General features: G+C 31.0%; 16 protein-coding genes. 2 read left to right on the forward strand and 14 right to left on the reverse strand.

Going from position 1 to position 19,770, the window contains the following annotated elements:
• Positions 1–2: 2 nt before the first annotated feature.
• From ACXAHM_RS13435 to ACXAHM_RS13450, 4 genes are all read right to left on the reverse strand, one after another.
• Positions 3–1,514, reverse strand: a complete 1,512-nt coding sequence (locus tag ACXAHM_RS13435) for a flavin monoamine oxidase family protein (protein WP_474960959.1) — start codon at positions 1,512–1,514, stop codon at positions 3–5.
• 2 nt (positions 1,515–1,516) lie between these two features.
• Positions 1,517–2,581 (reverse strand): hypothetical protein, encoded by a 1,065-nt coding sequence (locus ACXAHM_RS13440; protein ID WP_474960960.1) that lies wholly within the window; start codon positions 2,579–2,581, stop codon positions 1,517–1,519.
• Positions 2,582–2,678: 97 nt separating this feature from the next.
• The gene (gene yaaA / locus ACXAHM_RS13445; RefSeq protein ID WP_474960961.1) at positions 2,679–3,443 is read right to left on the reverse strand and encodes a peroxide stress protein YaaA; all 765 of its coding nucleotides are present in this window, start codon (positions 3,441–3,443) and stop codon (positions 2,679–2,681) included.
• A 94-nt stretch (positions 3,444–3,537) separates the two neighbouring features.
• Positions 3,538–3,936, reverse strand: coding sequence for a rhodanese-like domain-containing protein (locus ACXAHM_RS13450; protein WP_474960962.1), 399 nt, complete (start codon positions 3,934–3,936; stop codon positions 3,538–3,540).
• A gap of 286 nt (positions 3,937–4,222) precedes the next feature.
• On the opposite strand from ACXAHM_RS13450, the gene rpoN reads away from it, so the two are divergent.
• Both rpoN and ACXAHM_RS13460 read left to right on the forward strand, forming a co-directional pair.
• On the forward strand, positions 4,223–5,698 hold the full coding sequence (gene rpoN / locus ACXAHM_RS13455; RefSeq protein WP_474960963.1) for an RNA polymerase factor sigma-54: 1,476 nt from the start codon (positions 4,223–4,225) through the stop codon (positions 5,696–5,698).
• 1 nt (position 5,699) lies between these two features.
• The gene (locus ACXAHM_RS13460; RefSeq protein ID WP_474960964.1) at positions 5,700–6,350 is read left to right on the forward strand and encodes a hypothetical protein; all 651 of its coding nucleotides are present in this window, start codon (positions 5,700–5,702) and stop codon (positions 6,348–6,350) included.
• On the opposite strand, the gene ACXAHM_RS13465 is transcribed toward ACXAHM_RS13460, so the two are convergent.
• From ACXAHM_RS13465 to ACXAHM_RS13510, 10 genes are all read right to left on the reverse strand, one after another.
• The gene (locus tag ACXAHM_RS13465) at positions 6,342–6,704 is read right to left on the reverse strand and encodes a response regulator (protein WP_474960965.1); all 363 of its coding nucleotides are present in this window, start codon (positions 6,702–6,704) and stop codon (positions 6,342–6,344) included. The two genes, ACXAHM_RS13460 and ACXAHM_RS13465, sit on opposite strands and share 9 nt — an antisense overlap.
• A 5-nt stretch (positions 6,705–6,709) precedes the next feature.
• Positions 6,710–8,161: a PAS domain-containing sensor histidine kinase gene (locus tag ACXAHM_RS13470; protein ID WP_474960966.1), complete on the reverse strand. Its 1,452-nt coding sequence runs from the start codon at positions 8,159–8,161 to the stop codon at positions 6,710–6,712.
• A 148-nt stretch (positions 8,162–8,309) separates the two neighbouring features.
• On the reverse strand, positions 8,310–9,776 hold the full coding sequence (sufB, locus tag ACXAHM_RS13475; protein ID WP_474960967.1) for a Fe-S cluster assembly protein SufB: 1,467 nt from the start codon (positions 9,774–9,776) through the stop codon (positions 8,310–8,312).
• Positions 9,777–10,310: 534 nt separating this feature from the next.
• Complete coding sequence (locus ACXAHM_RS13480) at positions 10,311–11,672, reverse strand: dipeptidase (protein WP_474960968.1); 1,362 nt, start codon at positions 11,670–11,672, stop codon at positions 10,311–10,313.
• 31 nt (positions 11,673–11,703) lie between these two features.
• Positions 11,704–12,324 carry a sterol desaturase family protein gene (locus ACXAHM_RS13485; protein ID WP_474960969.1) on the reverse strand — a complete coding sequence of 207 codons (621 nt, stop codon included), beginning with the start codon at positions 12,322–12,324 and terminating at the stop codon, positions 11,704–11,706.
• Positions 12,325–12,357: 33 nt separating this feature from the next.
• Complete coding sequence (gene bshC, locus ACXAHM_RS13490) at positions 12,358–13,917, reverse strand: bacillithiol biosynthesis cysteine-adding enzyme BshC (RefSeq protein ID WP_474960970.1); 1,560 nt, start codon at positions 13,915–13,917, stop codon at positions 12,358–12,360.
• 115 nt (positions 13,918–14,032) lie between these two features.
• Complete coding sequence (locus ACXAHM_RS13495; RefSeq protein ID WP_474960971.1) at positions 14,033–14,641, reverse strand: hypothetical protein; 609 nt, start codon at positions 14,639–14,641, stop codon at positions 14,033–14,035.
• Positions 14,642–14,704: 63 nt separating this feature from the next.
• On the reverse strand, positions 14,705–15,316 hold the full coding sequence (locus ACXAHM_RS13500; protein ID WP_474960972.1) for a thioredoxin family protein: 612 nt from the start codon (positions 15,314–15,316) through the stop codon (positions 14,705–14,707).
• 243 nt (positions 15,317–15,559) lie between these two features.
• Positions 15,560–16,678: an MFS transporter gene (locus tag ACXAHM_RS13505; protein WP_474960973.1), complete on the reverse strand. Its 1,119-nt coding sequence runs from the start codon at positions 16,676–16,678 to the stop codon at positions 15,560–15,562.
• Between the two features lie 96 nt (positions 16,679–16,774).
• The gene (locus tag ACXAHM_RS13510) at positions 16,775–19,756 is read right to left on the reverse strand and encodes a two-component regulator propeller domain-containing protein (RefSeq protein WP_474960974.1); all 2,982 of its coding nucleotides are present in this window, start codon (positions 19,754–19,756) and stop codon (positions 16,775–16,777) included.
• Between the last annotated feature and the right edge of the window lie 14 nt (positions 19,757–19,770).

Genomic DNA, 19,770 nt, shown 5'->3' on the forward strand with positions numbered 1-19,770 from the left:
GTTTATTGATTTTTTAATAGAGAAACAGCTTCAATAGCTGAGTCCATTGCTTCGGTTAAAAAAGGTAATCTACCATTATCAACGCCAGCATATACTAATTCCTTATACCTACGGTTATCATTTAAATCATTAAATAAATACCCTGGTTTTGGTATTGGCATTCCATGTCCCAATAAATTTATATATACTTTTTCAATTTGAGAAATAACTTCTTCACTTTCAATCTGAAAGAATTCAGCTATTTTCTTTAGTGATGCCAATACTACTTCTTGTTTTTTGCCTTCTATCTTCTTTAAAGATTCTCTTTCTGAGACATTAAAACAATGATAGACAGTTAATACTCTATCTTTCTGTGAATATTGAGTTGATGAATCTACAAAACCCATAAAACTTGAGTGATCTTCTAAATTCTCATTTTGCCAAGAGCCAAAAGGTATAGTATTCTCATTCTTAAGGATAATATTCATCACCATCCATGGAGCTTGTTGAATATCCAGTTTTTGTTTTTCTTCTTTTAAAATATATTTCAAAGCGTGCTTTTGACCTGCATAGATAATTTTATCAGAATGAATCTCTTTGATTACTTTATCTTTAATATCAATTACCTCAGTAATGAAACCCTTTTCTTTTTTAGTGATTTTTTTAACTAAATGTTCTTTGAAAACTGTATTCTTTGGAAGAAAAGAGTTCATTTTATCAATAAAATAAGCATTACCTTGAGGAGGAGAAAATGTAGCACAGCATTGTCCAATTTCAGGTCTTACTGCATAGTATGCTATTCCAGCAAAAGCAGAAACAGTATCTGCGCCTGCTCCATAATCATCTATTAAATGGTAGTCCATCCCTTCTAAAAATGTTTTAGGGAAAGGAATTTTTAAGTCTTCAAGCCATTTTTTAAAAGTAATATTGTCCAACTCCTTTGTTTTTCGATCTGACAATCTAGAAGGCAATGTCATTTTCTCATAATATGGGACAATAGCTTGATAAAATTTATGAGCCCATTCAGATTGAAATAAAACTTCATGATAATATTCATCTCCAAATTTACAAGTAGTCATTAAGTCTTTGGGAATTATATACTTTTCATCTTTGAAGTTATAAAAAGCTCCATCTTCATATACTATATCTAAGTCAACTAATGTCTGTAATACCTGTTTTCCAAACTTCTGAGGATAAACCATATCATAGTGAGCACCTTGAGCAAATGTTGTCTCATTGTATGTGTTTGATGCAGCACTACCTCCCAATCGGTTTGATAATTCGAATAGTTTGAATGATTCATCTTTTAACAAGAAAGCGGAAGTCATACCGGCTATGCCACCACCAACAATTAAGGTTTCAACTTTAGGCTCTTTTACTTTAGGAAATAAAATACTTTCCAACACTAAATGACCTACTTTATGATCTGATTGCACCTCAATAGTAAAGGGAAGTTTTTCTTTAGTATTACCACAACCTAATAAAGCACTAAAGAGAGCAGATGAGGATAATTGTACAAATTGTCTTCTTTTCATAATTAATTTGCAAAGATTTTTCTCATGTTCTTATTCTTATTGCCTTTCCAAATAATGCCATCAAGAATATAATGTGTGATTTGTGGAAGTGATAATAAGCCAATACATAATGCACGACTTAGGTCATTTTCTAGGTATAAAGATGTCCACCCTCCATAGAAAGATTTCTTTTCGCTATTGATAAAAATGTCCCAAAAAAACTCTTCAAAATATCCCAATAATAAGCAAATTGAAATCATCCAAATGACATTCAATGCTATTTTTGATACCTTTCTTAATGGTGATTCCAACTTCTTTTTTTCTTCAACATAATAGAATACTAATAACATATATGGTATTCCATGTGCGACGACATTTGTAATAGTAAAAGAGAAGTCTGAATTGAAATAAACTATTCCTAACCACCAAGTACCAAAAGTAGATACCATCCAAAGTATCTTACCGATTGGTATCATTTGTTTAACTTTCTTGGATTGATATACCTGTTCAATTACCCATGCTGATAACAATGAAAAGTACAATATATTTAGAACTTGAACTTGTTGGTCATTAAGCATTGAAAAAACAAAAAAGTCATCTTGAACAAACCAGTTAAATTTTCGATCTCCTTTTAAATGCCAAATAAGAACAGGATAAAGTGTACCTAAATATATCATCCATGTATCTTTCAATAAAAACTTCTTTACACCATCTCTAATTTCATATAGTTTGATGAAACCATATTGTTGTTTGATAAAATGAAATAATGCAAAATAAGCTAGGACTCTCCAAAATAAATATTCTGAATACCATGAGATGAAAAAGGATAAAATAAAGGCTATGATTGGAGCCCACTTCATTGGTGATGAATAGTTACTTCTTTCATCTTTGGATAGATATGTTCTAAAAATTGTACTCCAAACATGGGAAACATCGACTCCTAAAACGAAAACTACCCAAACGAAAAGTGGTATTTTAACTGTTTCAAACTGATGATCAAATATGAAACAAAGAATCCATGTAACCAAAATTGGCAAATACATGAAATATAGATCTAACCTTTTAGAAAATAACCACTGCTTGTTCATAAAGTCTACTTAAAAAATATGACTAAAGATAAGAGAAAAAATAAATAGCCACTTCAGATGTAACTCTAAAGTGGCTATTTGTGAGATTAAATTATGATTATTGATCGCGAGTAAATACCCATTCATTCCCTTTTGTTAGGGATTCATTGTAATGATACCCTTCAAAATCAAAATTCTTTAAATCCTCTACATTCTCTATATTATTATCAGTTGCATACCGTACCATCATTCCCCTCGCTTTTTTGGCAAAGAAACTAATGACTTTATAATTGCCATTTTTAAAATCTTTAAATACTGGCGTTATAATCTCCGCTTTCAACTTCTTCTTATCAACTGCCTTAAAGTATTCATTTGATGCTAAATTAACCAAAATTTCTCCATTAGCTAATTCACTATTCAATGAATCTGTGACCGTCTCTTTCCAGAAAGAATATAAGTTTTTATGTTTTCCAATACCCCATTTCGTTCCCATTTCTAAACGATATGCTTGCATTAAATCCATTGGTTTTAATACACCATATAGTCCAGATAAGATTCTTAAATGTTCTTGTAAGTATTCTTGTTGTTTATTATCTAAAGAATAAGCATCCAATCCTACATAAACATCCCCTTTGAAAGCATAAACAGCTTGTCGAGCATTTTTTGGATCAAAGTCTTTTTTCCAATCCATAAAACGTTCTTTATTCAAATCAGATAATTTAGGGCTTATACTCATTAGTTTCCCAATATCTTCTGAAGATAACTTTGCTAATGATTTTACAAGTTGTTCAGATTGATTTAAAAATCTTGGAGTAGATTCAATATCGGTTTGAAACGAAGTTTCATAATCTAAACTTTTCGCTGGAGAAACCACTAACTTCATATTTATATCTATTTTTTTGTAACTAATTAATGGATGCAATTTACTTTAGAATTCAATCAAGATCCAATTAATAATATCTATAGAGGTATTAAGATTATTGATTCGTTGGCTCAATTTCTCCTCCAGCTTCTTTCCATCCTGTAATACCACCCTCAAGGTCTACTACTTCGGTGAAACCCATATCAACCAATTTTTGTTTTGCTTTCGCGCTTCTTCCACCAGCTTTACAGAAAACCATCACAGTTTGGTTTTTATCTAACCCTTCAACTTTTGAAGCAAAAGAATCATCCATTACATTAATATTTACAGCACCTTCAATTGTACCTGTAGCATATTCTCCAGGAGTACGTACATCTAAAACAATTGCATCAGGATGTTCATTTCTGATCTCTACAAATTCTGATACTGAAACTTGAGGTTCATTGTTTACTTTTCTATCACAAGACGAAAAAAGAGTCACAAATAAGGCGGCTAAAGCTAAAAAATTCTTCATATTAAAAGTTATTTAAAATATAAAATATTGATTTTCAGTGTTAAGGATACAATGGCACGATTTTAATTTTATTTCCACAACAAAATATGTTATTTTTCGTGTATTAAATATACTTATACCTAATTAACCAATGTGTTTAAAGAATAGGCAAGATAAGCATTTGAAGCTAAAATTGTATATTCTTTAGGATAAGGATAAGATGATTTACCGTCATCAAACTGTTTTATTTTCTTTACTCTTTTTTAGTGTATAGAAATATATTTTTTAATTACTGACTTCAAAGACCATGTTAAAACAGGCACAGAAGCTCAAGCAGACACAGACATTATCGCCGCAACAAATTCAATTTATTAAATTGTTGCAGGTACCGACGATCGAATTGGAAAAAAGGATCCAAGAAGAACTACAAGAAAACCCAGTTCTTGAAGAAGGGAAGGAGTCTGACCGAGAAGAAAACGAGTTTGGGAGTGACGATACTACTACTAATGAAGATTCAAATGAAGAGTTTGATGACATTCCTGAAATAGACCCAATAGACGAAGTTAATCTTGATGATTACGTCAATAGAGATGACGTAGCTGGATATAAAATGTATGGCGACGGTGATGTTGCCGACGATAAAGAACTTCCAATTCCTATGATGGATACTTTGGGAGATGCTTTATTGATGCAATTGAGTTTTCTAAAACTTGATGATGTTGAACAACAAATTGGCGAACAACTCATCGGTAGTATAGAAAGTGATGGTTATATCCGTAGACCATTAGAAGCTATCGTGAATGATTTGGCTTTTCTACAAAATGTCGAAACAGATCTAGATCATGTTGAAAAAACATTAAAGAAAATTCAGCAATTTGATCCTCCTGGTATAGGTGCAAGAACATTACAAGAATGCCTTGAAATTCAATTAAAGAAAAAAGACACAAATGATCCTATTGTCAAAATAGCTATCAAAATGATTGTTCTTTGTTTTGAAGAATTCAAGAAAAAGCACTATACTAAAATTCAAAAGAGGTTAGGTATTGACGATGAACAAATGAAAGATGCGATTGATCTTATCATTCATTTAAATCCAAAACCAGGCGGAGTGAATAGTAATGCTGCTTCTGCACAATTTCTTACTCCTGATTTTATCATCAAAGAAGTTAATGGAAGAATCAATATTTCATTAAACGGAAAAAATGCTCCAGATCTTCGAGTAAGTCGTCAATATGGAGACATGATTGATGCTTTTGATAAAACACCAAAGAAAACGAAGAAGATGCGTGAAGAGGTTCGTTTTGTGAAGCAAAAACTTGATGCTGCAAAATGGTTTATTGATGCTATCAAACAGAGACAAGATACTCTTCTACGTACAATGCAAGCAATTGTTGACTATCAAATGCCATTTTTCTTAAGTGGTGATGAAGGACAATTAAAACCTATGATTCTAAAAGACATTGCTGAGATTATTCAAATGGATATCTCAACCGTCTCAAGAGTAGCAAGTAGTAAAGTTGTGGAAACGGATTTTGGTATTTATCCTCTTAAATATTTCTTCTCTGAAAGTATTTCAACAGATAGTGGAGAAGATGTAAGTAGCAAACAAGTAAAGTCTGTTCTTAGAGACATGATTGATAATGAAGATAAGAAAAAACCTTTATCTGATGACAAGCTTGAAAAACTTCTAAGAATCAAAGGATATAACATTGCAAGAAGAACAGTTGCCAAATACAGAGAGCAAATGAATATTCCTGTAGCTAGAATGAGAAAGGAACTTTAATATGGAAACAAAAAAAGTATTTCAAATTATTTCTGTTCTTTTACACCCTATTTTTATACCCTGCATCATTGCGGGGTTATTTCTTTTTGGGGTAAATGAAGCACCTTGGCTAGATGATAATGCTAGATGGTCTTTGTTTAGCTTACTGGGTACAATAAGTACACTTATGCCTATTAGTTGTTTATTAATTATGCAACGATTTGGTGTTGTCAAGAGCCCACAAATGCATAGTAGAGAGGAACGTGCATTTGCTTTGTCATTAATGATTCTTTCATTGGGAGTAATCTGCTATATTCTAATTGCAAAGATAAATGTAAGCACTGCTTTAAGTATTGCTTTTACTTCTGCAACGATTACATTAGTCAGTGCCAATATTGCTAATTTCATTGATAAAATAAGCCTGCATTGTGTTGGGTTATCAGGTCTATTAGGTATTTTATACTACTTTATTTCTGAAGAAGCAGTACCTCATATTATACTCTTTGATGCTTTTGGAGTGACTATTATCTTATTAGGTTTAGTAATGACAGCTAGACTCTATTTAAATGCACACACTTATTATCAAGTAATATCAGGAGCTGTCATTGGTTTTTTAAGCGGGTATTTCGGGGCAATAATTTCGGGTAGTTTTCTACATACAACATTATACTAATACAGCATATTTTTTTAGTAGATCATAAGATAAAGGCTTATTAATAAAACCTTTTACAAATTCGTATTCTATTGCTCTATCTTTATCTTCTTTAAGAATAGAAGTACTTAACATTACAACTTGAACATGATATTTAAAAGAAGAATAATTTTCTAAAAATTCATGACCATTCATGATTGGCATATTGATATCCAACAGAATCAAATCAATTTCATTATTATGAATCTGAAGGTAACCTATGGCCTCTTCCCCATTCTTTTGAGTGATAATATTAAATGTATTATTCGCTCTCTTTAAAATAATTTCATTGTAGAAACTTGCTGCTTCATCATCATCAACTAATAATATATTCATAATCATTAATTTTTAGGTAAATAAACAATGAAAGTTGTTCCTTGATTCAACTGACTTTTCACTTTAACATTTCCTCTTAATTGTCCACACGCTTGTTTAACAAGATATAACCCTAATCCATTTCCTTCTACTACATCATTGGCTCGTTTGAACATCTCAAAAATTCTCTCACCATGCAAATCTAGATTGATACCTACACCATTATCTGAAATAGTAATACTGTTTTCAGCAGAGGAAGTTGTATCAACTGTAAGTTTAATCTTTAAATTCTTATTATTCTTACGATAACGTAATCCATTCGTCAATAGGTTTTCGAAGATTGTATTCAATTGTTTTTTTGAAGATACTATTGAGGTTGATCCTATAATTTCAACGTCTAAGAAATCTTTTAAAGAAAGTTCATCTACATTAACACTCCCTTTTATGTCATCTATAAATGAAGGTAAGGAGATTGTTTCTTTGAATATAGAAGCCTCACGTTGCTCTATAACTTTCACTAAATCATCAATTTTAGTATTTGCTTTTTCTATTGACTTACTAATCCAATGGATTGCATTTAAGGATGTAATATCTGTAATAGTCTTATCTTCTTTTAAAAATTCTAAGAAGCTCTCAATATTTGCAATTGGACTTTTGACATCGTGAGTAGTGATATATGCAAATTGTTTTAATTCTTCATTATGAGCTTTTAATGCCTTTTCCTTTTCTATTTCAGAAGTAATATCATTTAATAAAATAAGTACACCTCCTATTTCGCCTGAACTCATTGCCCATGGATCAATATGCACCTTGAAATACTTTTGAAGTCCGTCAAATTTAAATGAAACCACATCTATGGTACATCTAATCTTGTTTTTTATAACTTCATCTAATTCACTTTGAATAAATAGTTTCTTATAATGATCACTAAAATTCTCCCCGAATAATTCTTCTTTACTTGGGAAATTTTTAATCCAAGAATCACTATAAGTAATTATACGCTTTGTTAAGTCCAACATGATTACTGGAGAAGGTATCGTATTTACAAAGGCTCTTAGGTTTCTAATACTTGTTTTTTGCTCTTTTCTTAGTTTTTTAGAATGTGCGATTAACTCATCGTCTTCAATTAATCGAGATACACCAACGGTTCTCTCTGTGATCCCATCCTTGTTTTTTATAGGGTTTTTTATGGTATGGAAATAGTTTTCATTTCCTTCTCCATCAGTTACCGCTTCTGACGGAACATCTAATGTTATCCCTTTTGAAAATACATAGTGATCATCTTTTACATATTGAATAGTATCATCAGGGTCACTATGTTCTGAGTCAATTATATTTTGGAGTTGTTCATTGGACATGTTATAGTAGTCACAAAATGCTTTGTTAGCCCATAGTAGTTTTGATTTATCTCCTTTTACTAATATCATATCATTAATGGCATTTAAAACGGATAAATACCATTCTTTGTCGTAGTTCATATTTGGTAGTTCTAAAAAAATGAGTCTATTCCCAATAAAATTAAAATTACACAAACAACCAAAAGTTTAATATTAATGTTTTGAGAACAAAAAAAAGGCAGCTCTTTACAGAACTGCCTCTTAGTTATATAATTAGATGATTAATAGATTAACCTACTGAACCTTCTAATGATAATGCCAATAGTTTTTGAGCTTCTACAGCAAATTCCATTGGTAATTTATTTAAAACTTCTTTACAGTAACCATTTACAATCAAAGCTACAGCTTGTTCAGTATCGATACCACGTTGGTTACAGTAGAAAATTTGATCTTCACCGATTTTTGAAGTTGTTGCCTCATGCTCAACTTTAGCAGTATTGTTATCCACCTCGATATAAGGGAATGTATGAGCACCACAACGATCCCCCATTAACAAAGAATCACATTGAGAGAAGTTACGAGAGTCTTTAGCTCCTTTATTAACTTTCACTAAACCTCTATATGAGTTTTGTGATTTACCAGCAGAAACACCTTTAGAAACAATTCTTGATTTAGTGTTTTTACCAATATGAATCATTTTAGTTCCTGTATCAGCTTGTTGCATATTGTTTGTAACAGCTACTGAATAAAATTCTCCAACAGAATTATCTCCTTTTAAAATACAAGAAGGATATTTCCAAGTTACAGAAGAACCAGTTTCTACTTGTGTCCATGATAATTTAGCATTATCACCATCACAAATACCACGTTTCGTTACAAAGTTATATACACCACCTTTACCATTCTCATCACCTGGATACCAGTTTTGAACTGTTGAATATTTCACTTCAGCATCTTGGTGAACGAAAATTTCAACAACAGCTGCGTGAAGTTGATTTTCATCACGTTGAGGTGCAGTACAACCTTCTAAGTATGAAACATAAGAAGAATCTTCTGCAACGATTAATGTTCTTTCGAACTGACCAGTACCTGATGCGTTAATTCTGAAGTATGTTGATAACTCCATTGGGCAATGAACACCTTTTGGAATGTAACAAAACGAACCATCTGAGAATACTGCTGAGTTTAATGCAGAAAAGAAATTATCTTTAACAGGAACGACAGATCCTAAATATTTTTTCACTAATTCAGGGTGGTCTTTAACCGCTTCTGAAAAAGAACAGAAAATAATACCTTTCTCTGCTAATGTATCTTTAAATGTAGTGGCAACAGATACAGAATCAAATACAGCATCTACTGCAATATTAGAATCTTTAACTCCAGTTAAACGCTTTTGTTCATCTAGAGAAATACCTAGCTTTTCAAATGTTGCTAATAATTCAGGGTCTACCTCTTCTAAAGATTCTATTGCTTTCTTTTGAACTGGAGCAGAATAATAAATGATGTCTTGGTAGTTTACCTTTTCGTATACTACGTTAGCCCATTCTGGACAAGTCATTTTTTGCCACTCTCTAAATGCATTTAATCTCCACTCTAAAAGCCATTCTGGCTCTTCTTTCTTCGCAGAAATGAATCTTACAATCTCCTCATTTAGTCCTTTAGGAGCTTGGTCTGCCTCTATATCAACAGTCCAACCATGCTCATATTCTTTGGACGTAAAGTCTTCTAATATTTTATTATCCTGATCTGCACTCATTATATTAAACGTTTTCTACGCTGTGTAAATATCGAATCAAAAGTTTGGGCTTTCCTCAAAATTGAGAAAAACTGATGTTTATTATCTAGAAATCACACTATTAATAATTAGATTTTTCTTATTTCATTATTTAGTATGGTTCTAAATTGCAAAAGTACTATTAAAAATTTAGAAAGCAGAGTTTTGAAGGCAAAAAGTTACTTAATTCATTTAATTAAGATGATTCTTATCGAATTAAGAAAAAAAAACTACATATAGTGCAATTGTTACACTAGAATAATTATATTTACACTTGTTAAAGTTGCTAACACAACTCCGCCTCAAGTTGTTGTTATTACGGGTATTTATTTTCATGACTGTATACCTTAGCCTTAACAAAGAATTTTAAACTTATAATTGTGGGTTGTCTTTTATGGATAACCCTTTTATTTTGTTCTAACCCTACTACAACTTTTACTCTCTCTTTAATTTTTTCAATAAAAAAAGCAATCAAGTATATAACCTAATTGCTTTCTTTTTTGTTTCATCTTTCTATTATTTCTTCAATTTAGCATAATGCTTATAGAACAACTCAATTGTTTCTATTCCTTTTAGGAAATTGAAAATACCAAATTTTTCATTTGGTGAATGGATTGCATCTGAATCTAAACCAAATCCCATCATTACTGAATCTAGATTAAGTTCTTCTTTGAAAAGTGCAACAATTGGAATTGACCCTCCACTTCTTACTGGAATAGGTTCTTTACCAAAAGCTTCTGCATAAGCATCATTTGCTGCCTGATATTCAATTGAATTTGTTGGGATAACAACTGGAGTACCTCCATGATGAGTAGTTACTTCCACTTTAATTCCATCAGGAACAATAGATTCAATATGTTTAGTAAATAATTTTGAGATTTCTTCCCAAGATTGATGTGGAACTAAACGCATCGAGATTTTAGCGAATGCTTGAGAAGGAATAACTGTTTTTGCTCCTTCACCTGTATAACCACCCCACATTCCATTTACATCCAAAGTCGGACGAATGCTCGTTCTTTCATTTGTAGAATATCCTTTTTCTCCAAACTCTTTATCAATATCAAGTGCTTTTTTATAGGCATCTAAATCAAATGGTGCTTTAGCCATTTTTGCTCTATCCGCATCTGAAAGCATTTCAACTTGATCATAAAAACCAGGAATTGTAATGTGACCATCTTCATCTTTTAAAGAGGCAACCACTTCTGCCATTGCATTTAATGGATTTTGAACTGCACCACCATACATACCTGAATGAAGGTCTCTGTTTGGTCCAGTCAATTTAATTTCCATATAACTTAGACCTCTTAAACCTACAGTAATTGAAGGGGTATCGACAGAAATCATTCCTGTATCTGAAATTAAAATAACATCAGCTTTTAGATCTTCTTTCCGCTCACGAATAAAATCACCTAAGTTTACTGAACCAATTTCCTCCTCTCCTTCTAGCATAAATTTCACATTACATGCCAATGTATTGTTTTGCATCATTGACTCAAATGCCTTGATATGCATATACATCTGACCTTTATCATCAGAAGCACCACGAGCATAAATGTTTTCTCCTTTAATTGTTGGTTCAAATGGAGGAGTATCCCATAAGTCAATAGGATCAGCAGGTTGTACATCATAATGTCCATAAACAATTACTGTAGGTAATGATGGATCTACCATTTTTTCACCATAAACTACAGGATTACCTTTTGTAGGACAAATTTCAACTTTGTCTGCTCCTGCTTCTGTTAATTTATGTGCAATAAAAGCAGCTGCTTTTTTGATGTCTGGCTGATATTCTGCATCTGTACTTACGGATGGAATTCGTAACAAATCAAACAATTCAGATAAAAATCTATCCTTGTTTTGATCAATGTACTTTGTCATTTTCTATTTATTTTAATCTCTAATTATCATATCAATCAGGCATTGTCCGGAAAATAAAATCCCATAAAGGTGATGAAACACCAAATGCCTTTGTATCATCTCTATAATGATGTATGCTGTGATGAATCCATAAGACCTTAAAAAAGTTCTTAGGAGGTTGCATTGCATGAATCATATAATGAACACCTAAATATAATGCATATCCAGTTAGAAAACCCGATGTAAAAGGATAAGAATAGTCATCCATTCCTAATTTAAACAAGAAAAAAAAGACAGAAGCCAAAATTACACTAAGTATTGGTGGCATGGCTAATCTAGATTTATCTTTAGGGTGATGATGATGTACTCCATGAAATTTATGCGTAATATCCTTCTTCAAATCAGTACTTGGTTCCATATGAAAAAGAAACCTATGCATTACATATTCAATGAATGTAAAAAATAATAATCCCACAAAAAATAAACCCACTGATAATACAGCTGAGACTAATTGATTATACATTCCATAAAACAATAGTCCTGATCCAATTAATAAATACATAGTAATTGGAACTGCTGCATGTGTGTGGGTTAATTTTTCTAGAATAGGGTTTTTGAATAACTTTTTATCATTTAACTTTTTATCATTAAATGAAGATGAAGAAATATCCATTATTTTAAATAGTGTTTTGGGTGGTAAAATTTATTATTCTTCCACCATCACATTTAAATTAAAGGATAGTGGATCTAACTCTTTAATAAGTTCGGAAAATAAATTGATATTTTTAGGCCAAAACTCCATTAAATTCTTAATTCTTTCTTGAGGTGCATTGTTAGGAAGAAGACACTCTCTTATACATAGAACTCTTTCAATATCTTCTTGTATCTTTCTTTTACCTTCTTTTCTCAGTTTATTCTGAGTATGCTTAACTCTTTTGACCATTCTCGTCTTTTCAGCATCCACATGCTTTTGTAGCGTTGGAGTTATTATATTCGCTTTTTCCAAAATTTCATCATAAGCAGACTCAATTTGGGCTAACTCCTTTGAAAGATCTGTAATTATTGCTTCATCATCATCCAATAATTGATCTTCAATAGTTCTTTTAGGTTGTAAAAGTTTATCTAATTCCCAACCAGTTTTTTTCCATTTCTCAGAGAAGTGACCATCTAAAATCAGACAGAAACCTCTAGGTAAAACCATTGGAAAATGTACACCATATGCATCAAATGCATTTTTTAATTGCAACCAATAAACTACTTCTGCTGGTCCTCCTAAGTAAGCTAGGTTCGGAAGTAATATCTCTTGTAAAACAGGTCTCAATACAACATTAGGACTAAACTTTTCTGAAGAATCACTTACTAATTGACGAATTTCATCCTCTGTCCAAGAATATTCACCACCTACTGTTTGGAAACCATTATCTATTTTTTCTAATCGTAATCTAACACCATCTTCCATATAAAACAGATTTATCTCTCTAGCATAAATCTGGGTTTTATATCCCTCCTCCTCTATTAAGTGATTCGTTTTTGATACATTTTTGAAACCTGTATTATCAAAAAGTTCTTCTAATACAACCTCTTTAAAAGGCTCTTTCATCTCTTTGTAATCAGCATCAACGATTACTAAACCATGCTCACCAAAAAGTGTATTGACTATCTTTCGTGTTGCTTCTGACAAATTTTTACTTTCCCTGTAAGCATCAACAAAAAGAGATGGCATATCTTTAATCCTATCTAGAATGGTATCAATTCCTTCTAAAGTTAGTCTACCAACAGGACCTGAAGCATTTGGATGATCCCATGTATATTTGCGTCCTCCTAATTGAAAGGAAGCTATTTCCTCAAAATCATGATCTTCTGTTGCCATCCAATATACTGGAACAAAATTATATGAAGGGTATTGTTCTTTTAATTGCTTACAAAGATTAATTGTAGCAGCAATTTTATAGATGAAAAATAATGGGCCAGTAAAAATATTTAACTGATGACCTGTTACTACAGTAAATGTATTATTTTCCAATAAAGCATCTACATTTTCTTTAGGGAAAGAACTGATTCCCTCATATTGATGATGCAATGAATCGACTAATCTTTGGCGAGCATCTTTTGTAAAAGAGCTTCTATCTTTGATAATCTGTTCAAATGATGATAACTGAGGTGAATATTTATATAAAGGTTTAATTTCTTCTTTTTCTGAAAGATAATCTAGAAACATTTTGCCATAAAGACCTGCTGTTTCAAAGGGAATTTTGTAAGTATTCATTGTGTTTATTATTCTTAGATGCACGAATTTAATGGACTTTTTGGAAAATAATAGAGAATTAGATAAAATATTTGTTGCAACAATATTCGATACTGTATTTTCTTATGAAGATTGATTAAAATAAATGATCGAAATCCATAGATTCACCAATAAATAGAGCGGACTGATGTTCTATATTTACAGTTCCATCATTTATTACTTCATAATTATTTATTGAGCGTTGTTCTAAATTTTGATGTTGGATAATACTACCATTTGTAGCGATTGTCACTCCTTTTGGTAACCACTTTTGATAAGGAGAATTCTTATTAAGAATCCACCTATATTTATTATCAAAAACTACTAAAGTTTTGATGAAAGATTGAGTTTCCCAAAACTTATAATCATCAATCAGCAGTGAAGATGTAAAATAATTTAAAGCAAAATGATCTTTTTTATTTAACCATTTCAATACTGACTCTAATAAACTTCCGTGAACTTGTTCTAATTGAAAATATTCATTTTGATGTCTCATATTTTCCAAAATAGCCTCTTCATTTTTTTCATAAAAGATTACATCAATTTTAATGTCCAAAGAAAGAAGCTGTTCATAAGAATTATCTGTAGCGATAACAATTGGGCTCCATTCTAGAATGGATAAAATTATTGGCTGTGAAAAGGAAGATAAATGATCAATTAGAATAGCAGGCTCTTGATCATCTTTTACTATATGATGGGATGACATAATAAAAAAAAGTTTGTTTGTATACTGAAATTGAATACAAACAAACTTACATTTATAATTTAATTATTTTAAACTCTCTAACATTTTTTGAAGATCCTTCATAATGGCTTTACCTTTATTTTTGTTATACCATCTTTGGACTTTCATTGAAAATTGTTGTTTATCTTCACCAACTTCCTTTTTAAATTCTGGAATCAATTCAGTTAGCTCTTGAGGTCTTGGTCCCCAAACATCTATTACTTCGTTAGTTTTTTGATCAATCATAATTAATTTTGGAATCGATCGCGAGCCATTTGTAAGAAATTGCTCCATCAATTCTACATTATTATCACGAAGTAAAAACCTCAAATCAATTTTTGGTGAAACTTGAGCTGCTTCAGCAATGATAGGTAAACTTTGTGCTGCATCACCACACCATCCTTCAGTGATCACCAACCAATACACACTTCTATTAATCGCTCTTCCAGCTTCTCGTAAAGGATCTAATAACCTGTTAGTTTTATCAATCCTTTGCATTCTGGTAACATTCAATCGAGTATAATCTACCAATGATGAATCATCATAACTAATAATCGTTGGTTCTTCAGCTAATAAACTATCTAATGCTTCACGATATACTTCATAAGTAAATGCATTATCGATACACTCTTGTGCTACTTTTTGTATTTCTGTCATGTGTGTAATTGAATGAATAGGTTGAATATTTCAATAGTTGTTTTGCCATCAAATGATTTTATTATTTAGAAATTAATAGCAAGTACTAATTATCATACAAATCTTTTGATAGTAATGTTCATTTTCGTTAGAAATAATATTATCTAAAGTTGCCTCAAAGTAGTAAAAATGAAGATATTCATCTTACACTCCTTCCACTTTTTTCCACATAAAATGAATAATACTTGATATAATACAATGAATTTAATTTTCAGTTGAAGGCACCTTTACAAATTGAGCAAAAACTAATGATATGATAGATAAAAATGCTCCTCCATAAAATGGTAATGTCCAATCTTGTAACCATATCCACCCACCCAATAGTGGTAAGAATACTGCGACAATATGATTAATAGTAAACCCTACTGCCATTGATGGAGCAATATCTTTAGGGTTTGCATTTTTTTGGAAATAAGTTTTTATAGCAATTGAAAAGCTAAAGAAAATATGATCAATAATATATAAACCCGCTACTACCCATCTATTTTCAATAGTAGCATATGCAATAAAAACTACTGCTAAACTGATATATTCAAAACTTAACATTTTTCTCTCTCCATACTTATTTAGCATTCTTGCAATGATTGGATTGAAATACATTGAAATTATATTATTTAAGACAAATAAAACTGTAATTTCTTTTATTGTAAATTGATATTTTTCAACCAGTAACAATACAGCAAAAACTACAAAAACCTGTCTTCTAGCTCCACTTAAAAGATTTAAAACATAGAAAAGCCAATACTTTCCTTTGAATATCATTTTTTTATGTTGAGGAACAGCTTCTTTATCAATAGGGTTTTGAAAAATAGCCCAAAAACCTGCCAATACAACTAGAACACCTATTAGTAGGTAAGTATTTTCGTAAGAAGAAAAATAAGATAATCCATAGATAGCACCTCCTACTGCAATATTTGTAAAGGCCATAATACTCCTTAATCTTGCAAGTACATGTGGACTATCTTCTTTAGAGAAATTTTGTAATGTCAAAGATTGGTTAGAAGTTTCAAAATAATGAAAACCTATTGACATGATTAAAGTCGTAAACATTAATCCCCAAAAAGAAGAAAAAAAACCAGTCAAAGCTACACCAACTCCCATTACAATAATAGAGATTGAAGCAAACTTATCTTCTCTAATGAACATCAAAAAAAATAGTGCTGTAACTACCAAAAAGCCTGGTACTTCTCTAAATGACTGAATTGCTCCAATATCAAATCCATTTAAACCAATTTCATCTACTGCAAAATTATTAAATAAGGTTCTCCAACCTTGAAAACCTAATGCTGTAGCAATAGAGAGTACAAGTAAGAACTTATACATTGGTGATTTTAAAAGAGATTTATCTTTCACAATAAAAAAATTATAATTGTTTGTTCACTAAAAAAGGTTGCCAAATTTAGCAACCTTGTTTTGATATTAGAAGCGAGTAATCATTTTTGTTAGAGATTTTCTCTTTTCTAAGCCTATTTTTTTTCTGATTCTATATCTAGAAGTTTCTAGAGTTCTTACACTAACATTCATTAGTGTAGCAATTTCTTGATTTTCTAAATCCATTCTTAGATAAGCACAAATTCTAAGTTCTCTTTTGCTTAAGTCAGGATATTCTGTTTTAAATCTTTCCAAGAAATTATCATGAGATTTATTGAATTGATGTTCAAATTTATCCCAATAATCATGATCCTCACTTTCTTTATTTATTTCTTTTACAATAGATTTTACTCTTCTTTTTTCTGTGCTACCCAAACCGACTGAAAGCTCTTCCAATTTCTGTTTAATCTGTTGTAAACTTTGATTCTTGTGCAAATGACTTATTGTTATATTCGTCAGTTCACTCTTTGTGTTATCTAATTCTTTTTCAAGTGTATCATTTTGAATCTTGATCTTCTCTCTTTCCGCTTGAATACTCTCCAAAGCAAATTGCTTTTTGACATTCATAATCCTTATTCTTTGTAATAGATATAAGCCTACTAAGATCAATAAGAACATTAATACTCTAAACCAAGTAGTTTGCCAGAAAGGTGCTTTTACAATAACATTGATTGAAGCTCCTTCTTTATTCCATACTCCATGATTATTAGCAGCGATTACTTTAAAAGTATATTTACCTGGATCCAGGTTCGTGTATGTTGCTATTTTTCTATCCCCAACATAATTCCATTTTGTATCGAAACCAGATAATTTATATGCATATGCATTTCTCTCTGTTTCAGTAAAATTCAATGCACAATAATTAAAATTAAATACTGATTGATCATATTCCAATTCTATGGTCTCTGTTTCAAGAACTGACTCTTTTAGAATTGATGCAGAATCTAATGGAGATTGAGTTACATTAAATAGATCAAAGCCAGTGATATAAACAGGAGGTGCTGTTTTATTTTTTTCTAACAGTTTTGGATTAAAAACAGTAATACCTTCTGTCCCTCCAATTAATATTTCCCCTCTTTCACTTTTTTCAATGACATTATAATTAAATGAATTGTTAGCAATATGAAAACTAATTACTGATTCATCAGAAAGTGACATTTTCGAAACATATTTTTTCGAAATGACAATTAGATTTCCTCTATTATCTGAAGTAATATTTAAGATGGGTAATTGAGGTAATCCATCTTCTTTTGAAATTAGATCAAACTCATTTCTTTCTGGAGAATATTTTAAGAGACCTACCGCCGTTGCCATCCAAATGTGACGTAATTTATCCTCGTAAACGGCTTTTATGTAGCTATAATTATGGTTTCTTTGAATTAAGTGATCCATTAATTCCATATTCCATTCATCTTTCTCTCTATCATAAAATACTACCCCACCATCTGTACTAAACCACAAATTAGAATTAGAATCTTCATAAATATGATATACATGATGTTGACCCGTATTTAGATACTGTAAATCTAATCGTATACATTCTTTTTTTATAGGGTCATATTTTGCAATTCCACCACCCAAAGTACCTAACCAAGTTGATCCTTTAGAATCTGTAAGTATAGTCCAAATGTTATTACTTGGTAGGCATTTATCATCTTTGTTTCTTTTTAAATGAAAATATTTACCAGTATTCTTTTCAAAAATTCTAAGCCCCTCACTATATGTACCTACAAGTAAATTGCCTAAAGAATCTTGTGCAATAGCTTTAACTACATCGAATGCAAACTCCGAAGATTCTTTTCCTTCAATAGAAAAATGTTTAAAATGATTTTCATTTTCTGACAGTTGTTGATGCAATCCTCCCCAATCCGTTCCTGTCCATAACTTGTGATTATCATCATAGTAGAGTGACAATACAGGCTTATTCGGTAATGTCCTAAAATCACATGGGTTATTACTTATCTGTCTGAAAAAGTTTTTACTAGGATCAAATTTATCGACTCCTTGAAGATAGGCTCCTAGCCAAACATTATCTTGTCTATCTTTATACATCTTCCACAATACATCTGAAGAAATAGACAGAGGATTAACTTTAGAATGTTTATGGCTTAAAAATTTCTTTGTTCTAATATCAAATTCATCCAAACCTGCTCCATCTGTAGCAATCCACAATTTATCATCTACTGCCAAAATATCTTTAATATTATTACTACTAGGTCCTTTTCCATTTGTATCAGATAAGTATGTTTTAAAATCCCCAGTTAATAAATTATATTCCGACAATCCTCCACTATTACTTCCAATATAAAGTAAAGTATCGTTATAGATAAAAAGGTTTTTCTTTACATTATCCTCTAGACTATTTAATGGAAGATGAGTGTATTCAACCTCAGAGAATTTTTGTGAGCTTTTATCATAGACACAAAGCTTTCTATTATCGGTAGCTATCCATATTCTATTCCATTTATCTTCAACAAGATCATAAACGGATTCTCCATTTAAAGTAGTTGGATTCGCTTCATCATAATAATATTTTTGAAATTTTTTTCTATCTTTTGAAATAACAGATAGGCCATCACTTGTACCCACCCACATTTTATTTTCAGCATCTTCAAAAAGACAGTTGACAGAAATGCTCGCAATTTTACGATTTGTCTCTCTCCCACCTAATAGATGTTTAAACATTTCTTTTTCAGGATTATATACACTAACTCCTTTATTATTAAGACCTATCCATATCAAACCTTGATGATCTTGTAATAAAGAAGAAATCATGTTATCATTTGGTCCTTTATTACTTCCCATATCATATGGGAAAACTTTCATTTGATAACCATCATATCGATTTAATCCTTTAAAAGTACCAAACCACATAAAACCTTTATCATCTTGAAGAAAGGAGCTAACAGTAGCATCAGATAATCCATTTTCTACCCTCAGGTGTTCAAATTGCTTATTTGTATGTTGAGAATATAAAGTACTAGGAGTAATAAAAAATGCTAGTGTAATGAAAAGTAGTGCTTTATTCATTTATAATTTGCTAG

The organism is Flammeovirga sp. AWQ4_249 (assembly GCF_056161045.1).

Coding starts and splice junctions, on each gene's coding strand:
- ACXAHM_RS13440 (WP_474960960.1), bottom strand. CDS start 2,581: ATGAACAAGCAGTGGTTATTTTCTAAAAGGTTAGATCTATATTTCATG.
- ACXAHM_RS13435 (WP_474960959.1), bottom strand. CDS start 1,514: ATGAAAAGAAGACAATTTGTACAATTATCCTCATCTGCTCTCTTTAGT.
- ACXAHM_RS13485 (WP_474960969.1), bottom strand. CDS start 12,324: ATGGATATTTCTTCATCTTCATTTAATGATAAAAAGTTAAATGATAAA.
- sufB (WP_474960967.1), bottom strand. CDS start 9,776: ATGAGTGCAGATCAGGATAATAAAATATTAGAAGACTTTACGTCCAAA.
- ACXAHM_RS13450 (WP_474960962.1), bottom strand. CDS start 3,936: ATGAAGAATTTTTTAGCTTTAGCCGCCTTATTTGTGACTCTTTTTTCG.
- ACXAHM_RS13495 (WP_474960971.1), bottom strand. CDS start 14,641: ATGTCATCCCATCATATAGTAAAAGATGATCAAGAGCCTGCTATTCTA.
- ACXAHM_RS13460 (WP_474960964.1), top strand. CDS start 5,700: ATGGAAACAAAAAAAGTATTTCAAATTATTTCTGTTCTTTTACACCCT.
- rpoN (WP_474960963.1), top strand. CDS start 4,223: ATGTTAAAACAGGCACAGAAGCTCAAGCAGACACAGACATTATCGCCG.
- ACXAHM_RS13500 (WP_474960972.1), bottom strand. CDS start 15,316: ATGACAGAAATACAAAAAGTAGCACAAGAGTGTATCGATAATGCATTT.
- bshC (WP_474960970.1), bottom strand. CDS start 13,917: ATGAATACTTACAAAATTCCCTTTGAAACAGCAGGTCTTTATGGCAAA.
- ACXAHM_RS13505 (WP_474960973.1), bottom strand. CDS start 16,678: ATGTATAAGTTCTTACTTGTACTCTCTATTGCTACAGCATTAGGTTTT.
- ACXAHM_RS13470 (WP_474960966.1), bottom strand. CDS start 8,161: ATGAACTACGACAAAGAATGGTATTTATCCGTTTTAAATGCCATTAAT.
- ACXAHM_RS13510 (WP_474960974.1), bottom strand. CDS start 19,756: ATGAATAAAGCACTACTTTTCATTACACTAGCATTTTTTATTACTCCT.
- yaaA (WP_474960961.1), bottom strand. CDS start 3,443: ATGAAGTTAGTGGTTTCTCCAGCGAAAAGTTTAGATTATGAAACTTCG.
- ACXAHM_RS13480 (WP_474960968.1), bottom strand. CDS start 11,672: ATGACAAAGTACATTGATCAAAACAAGGATAGATTTTTATCTGAATTG.
- ACXAHM_RS13465 (WP_474960965.1), bottom strand. CDS start 6,704: ATGAATATATTATTAGTTGATGATGATGAAGCAGCAAGTTTCTACAAT.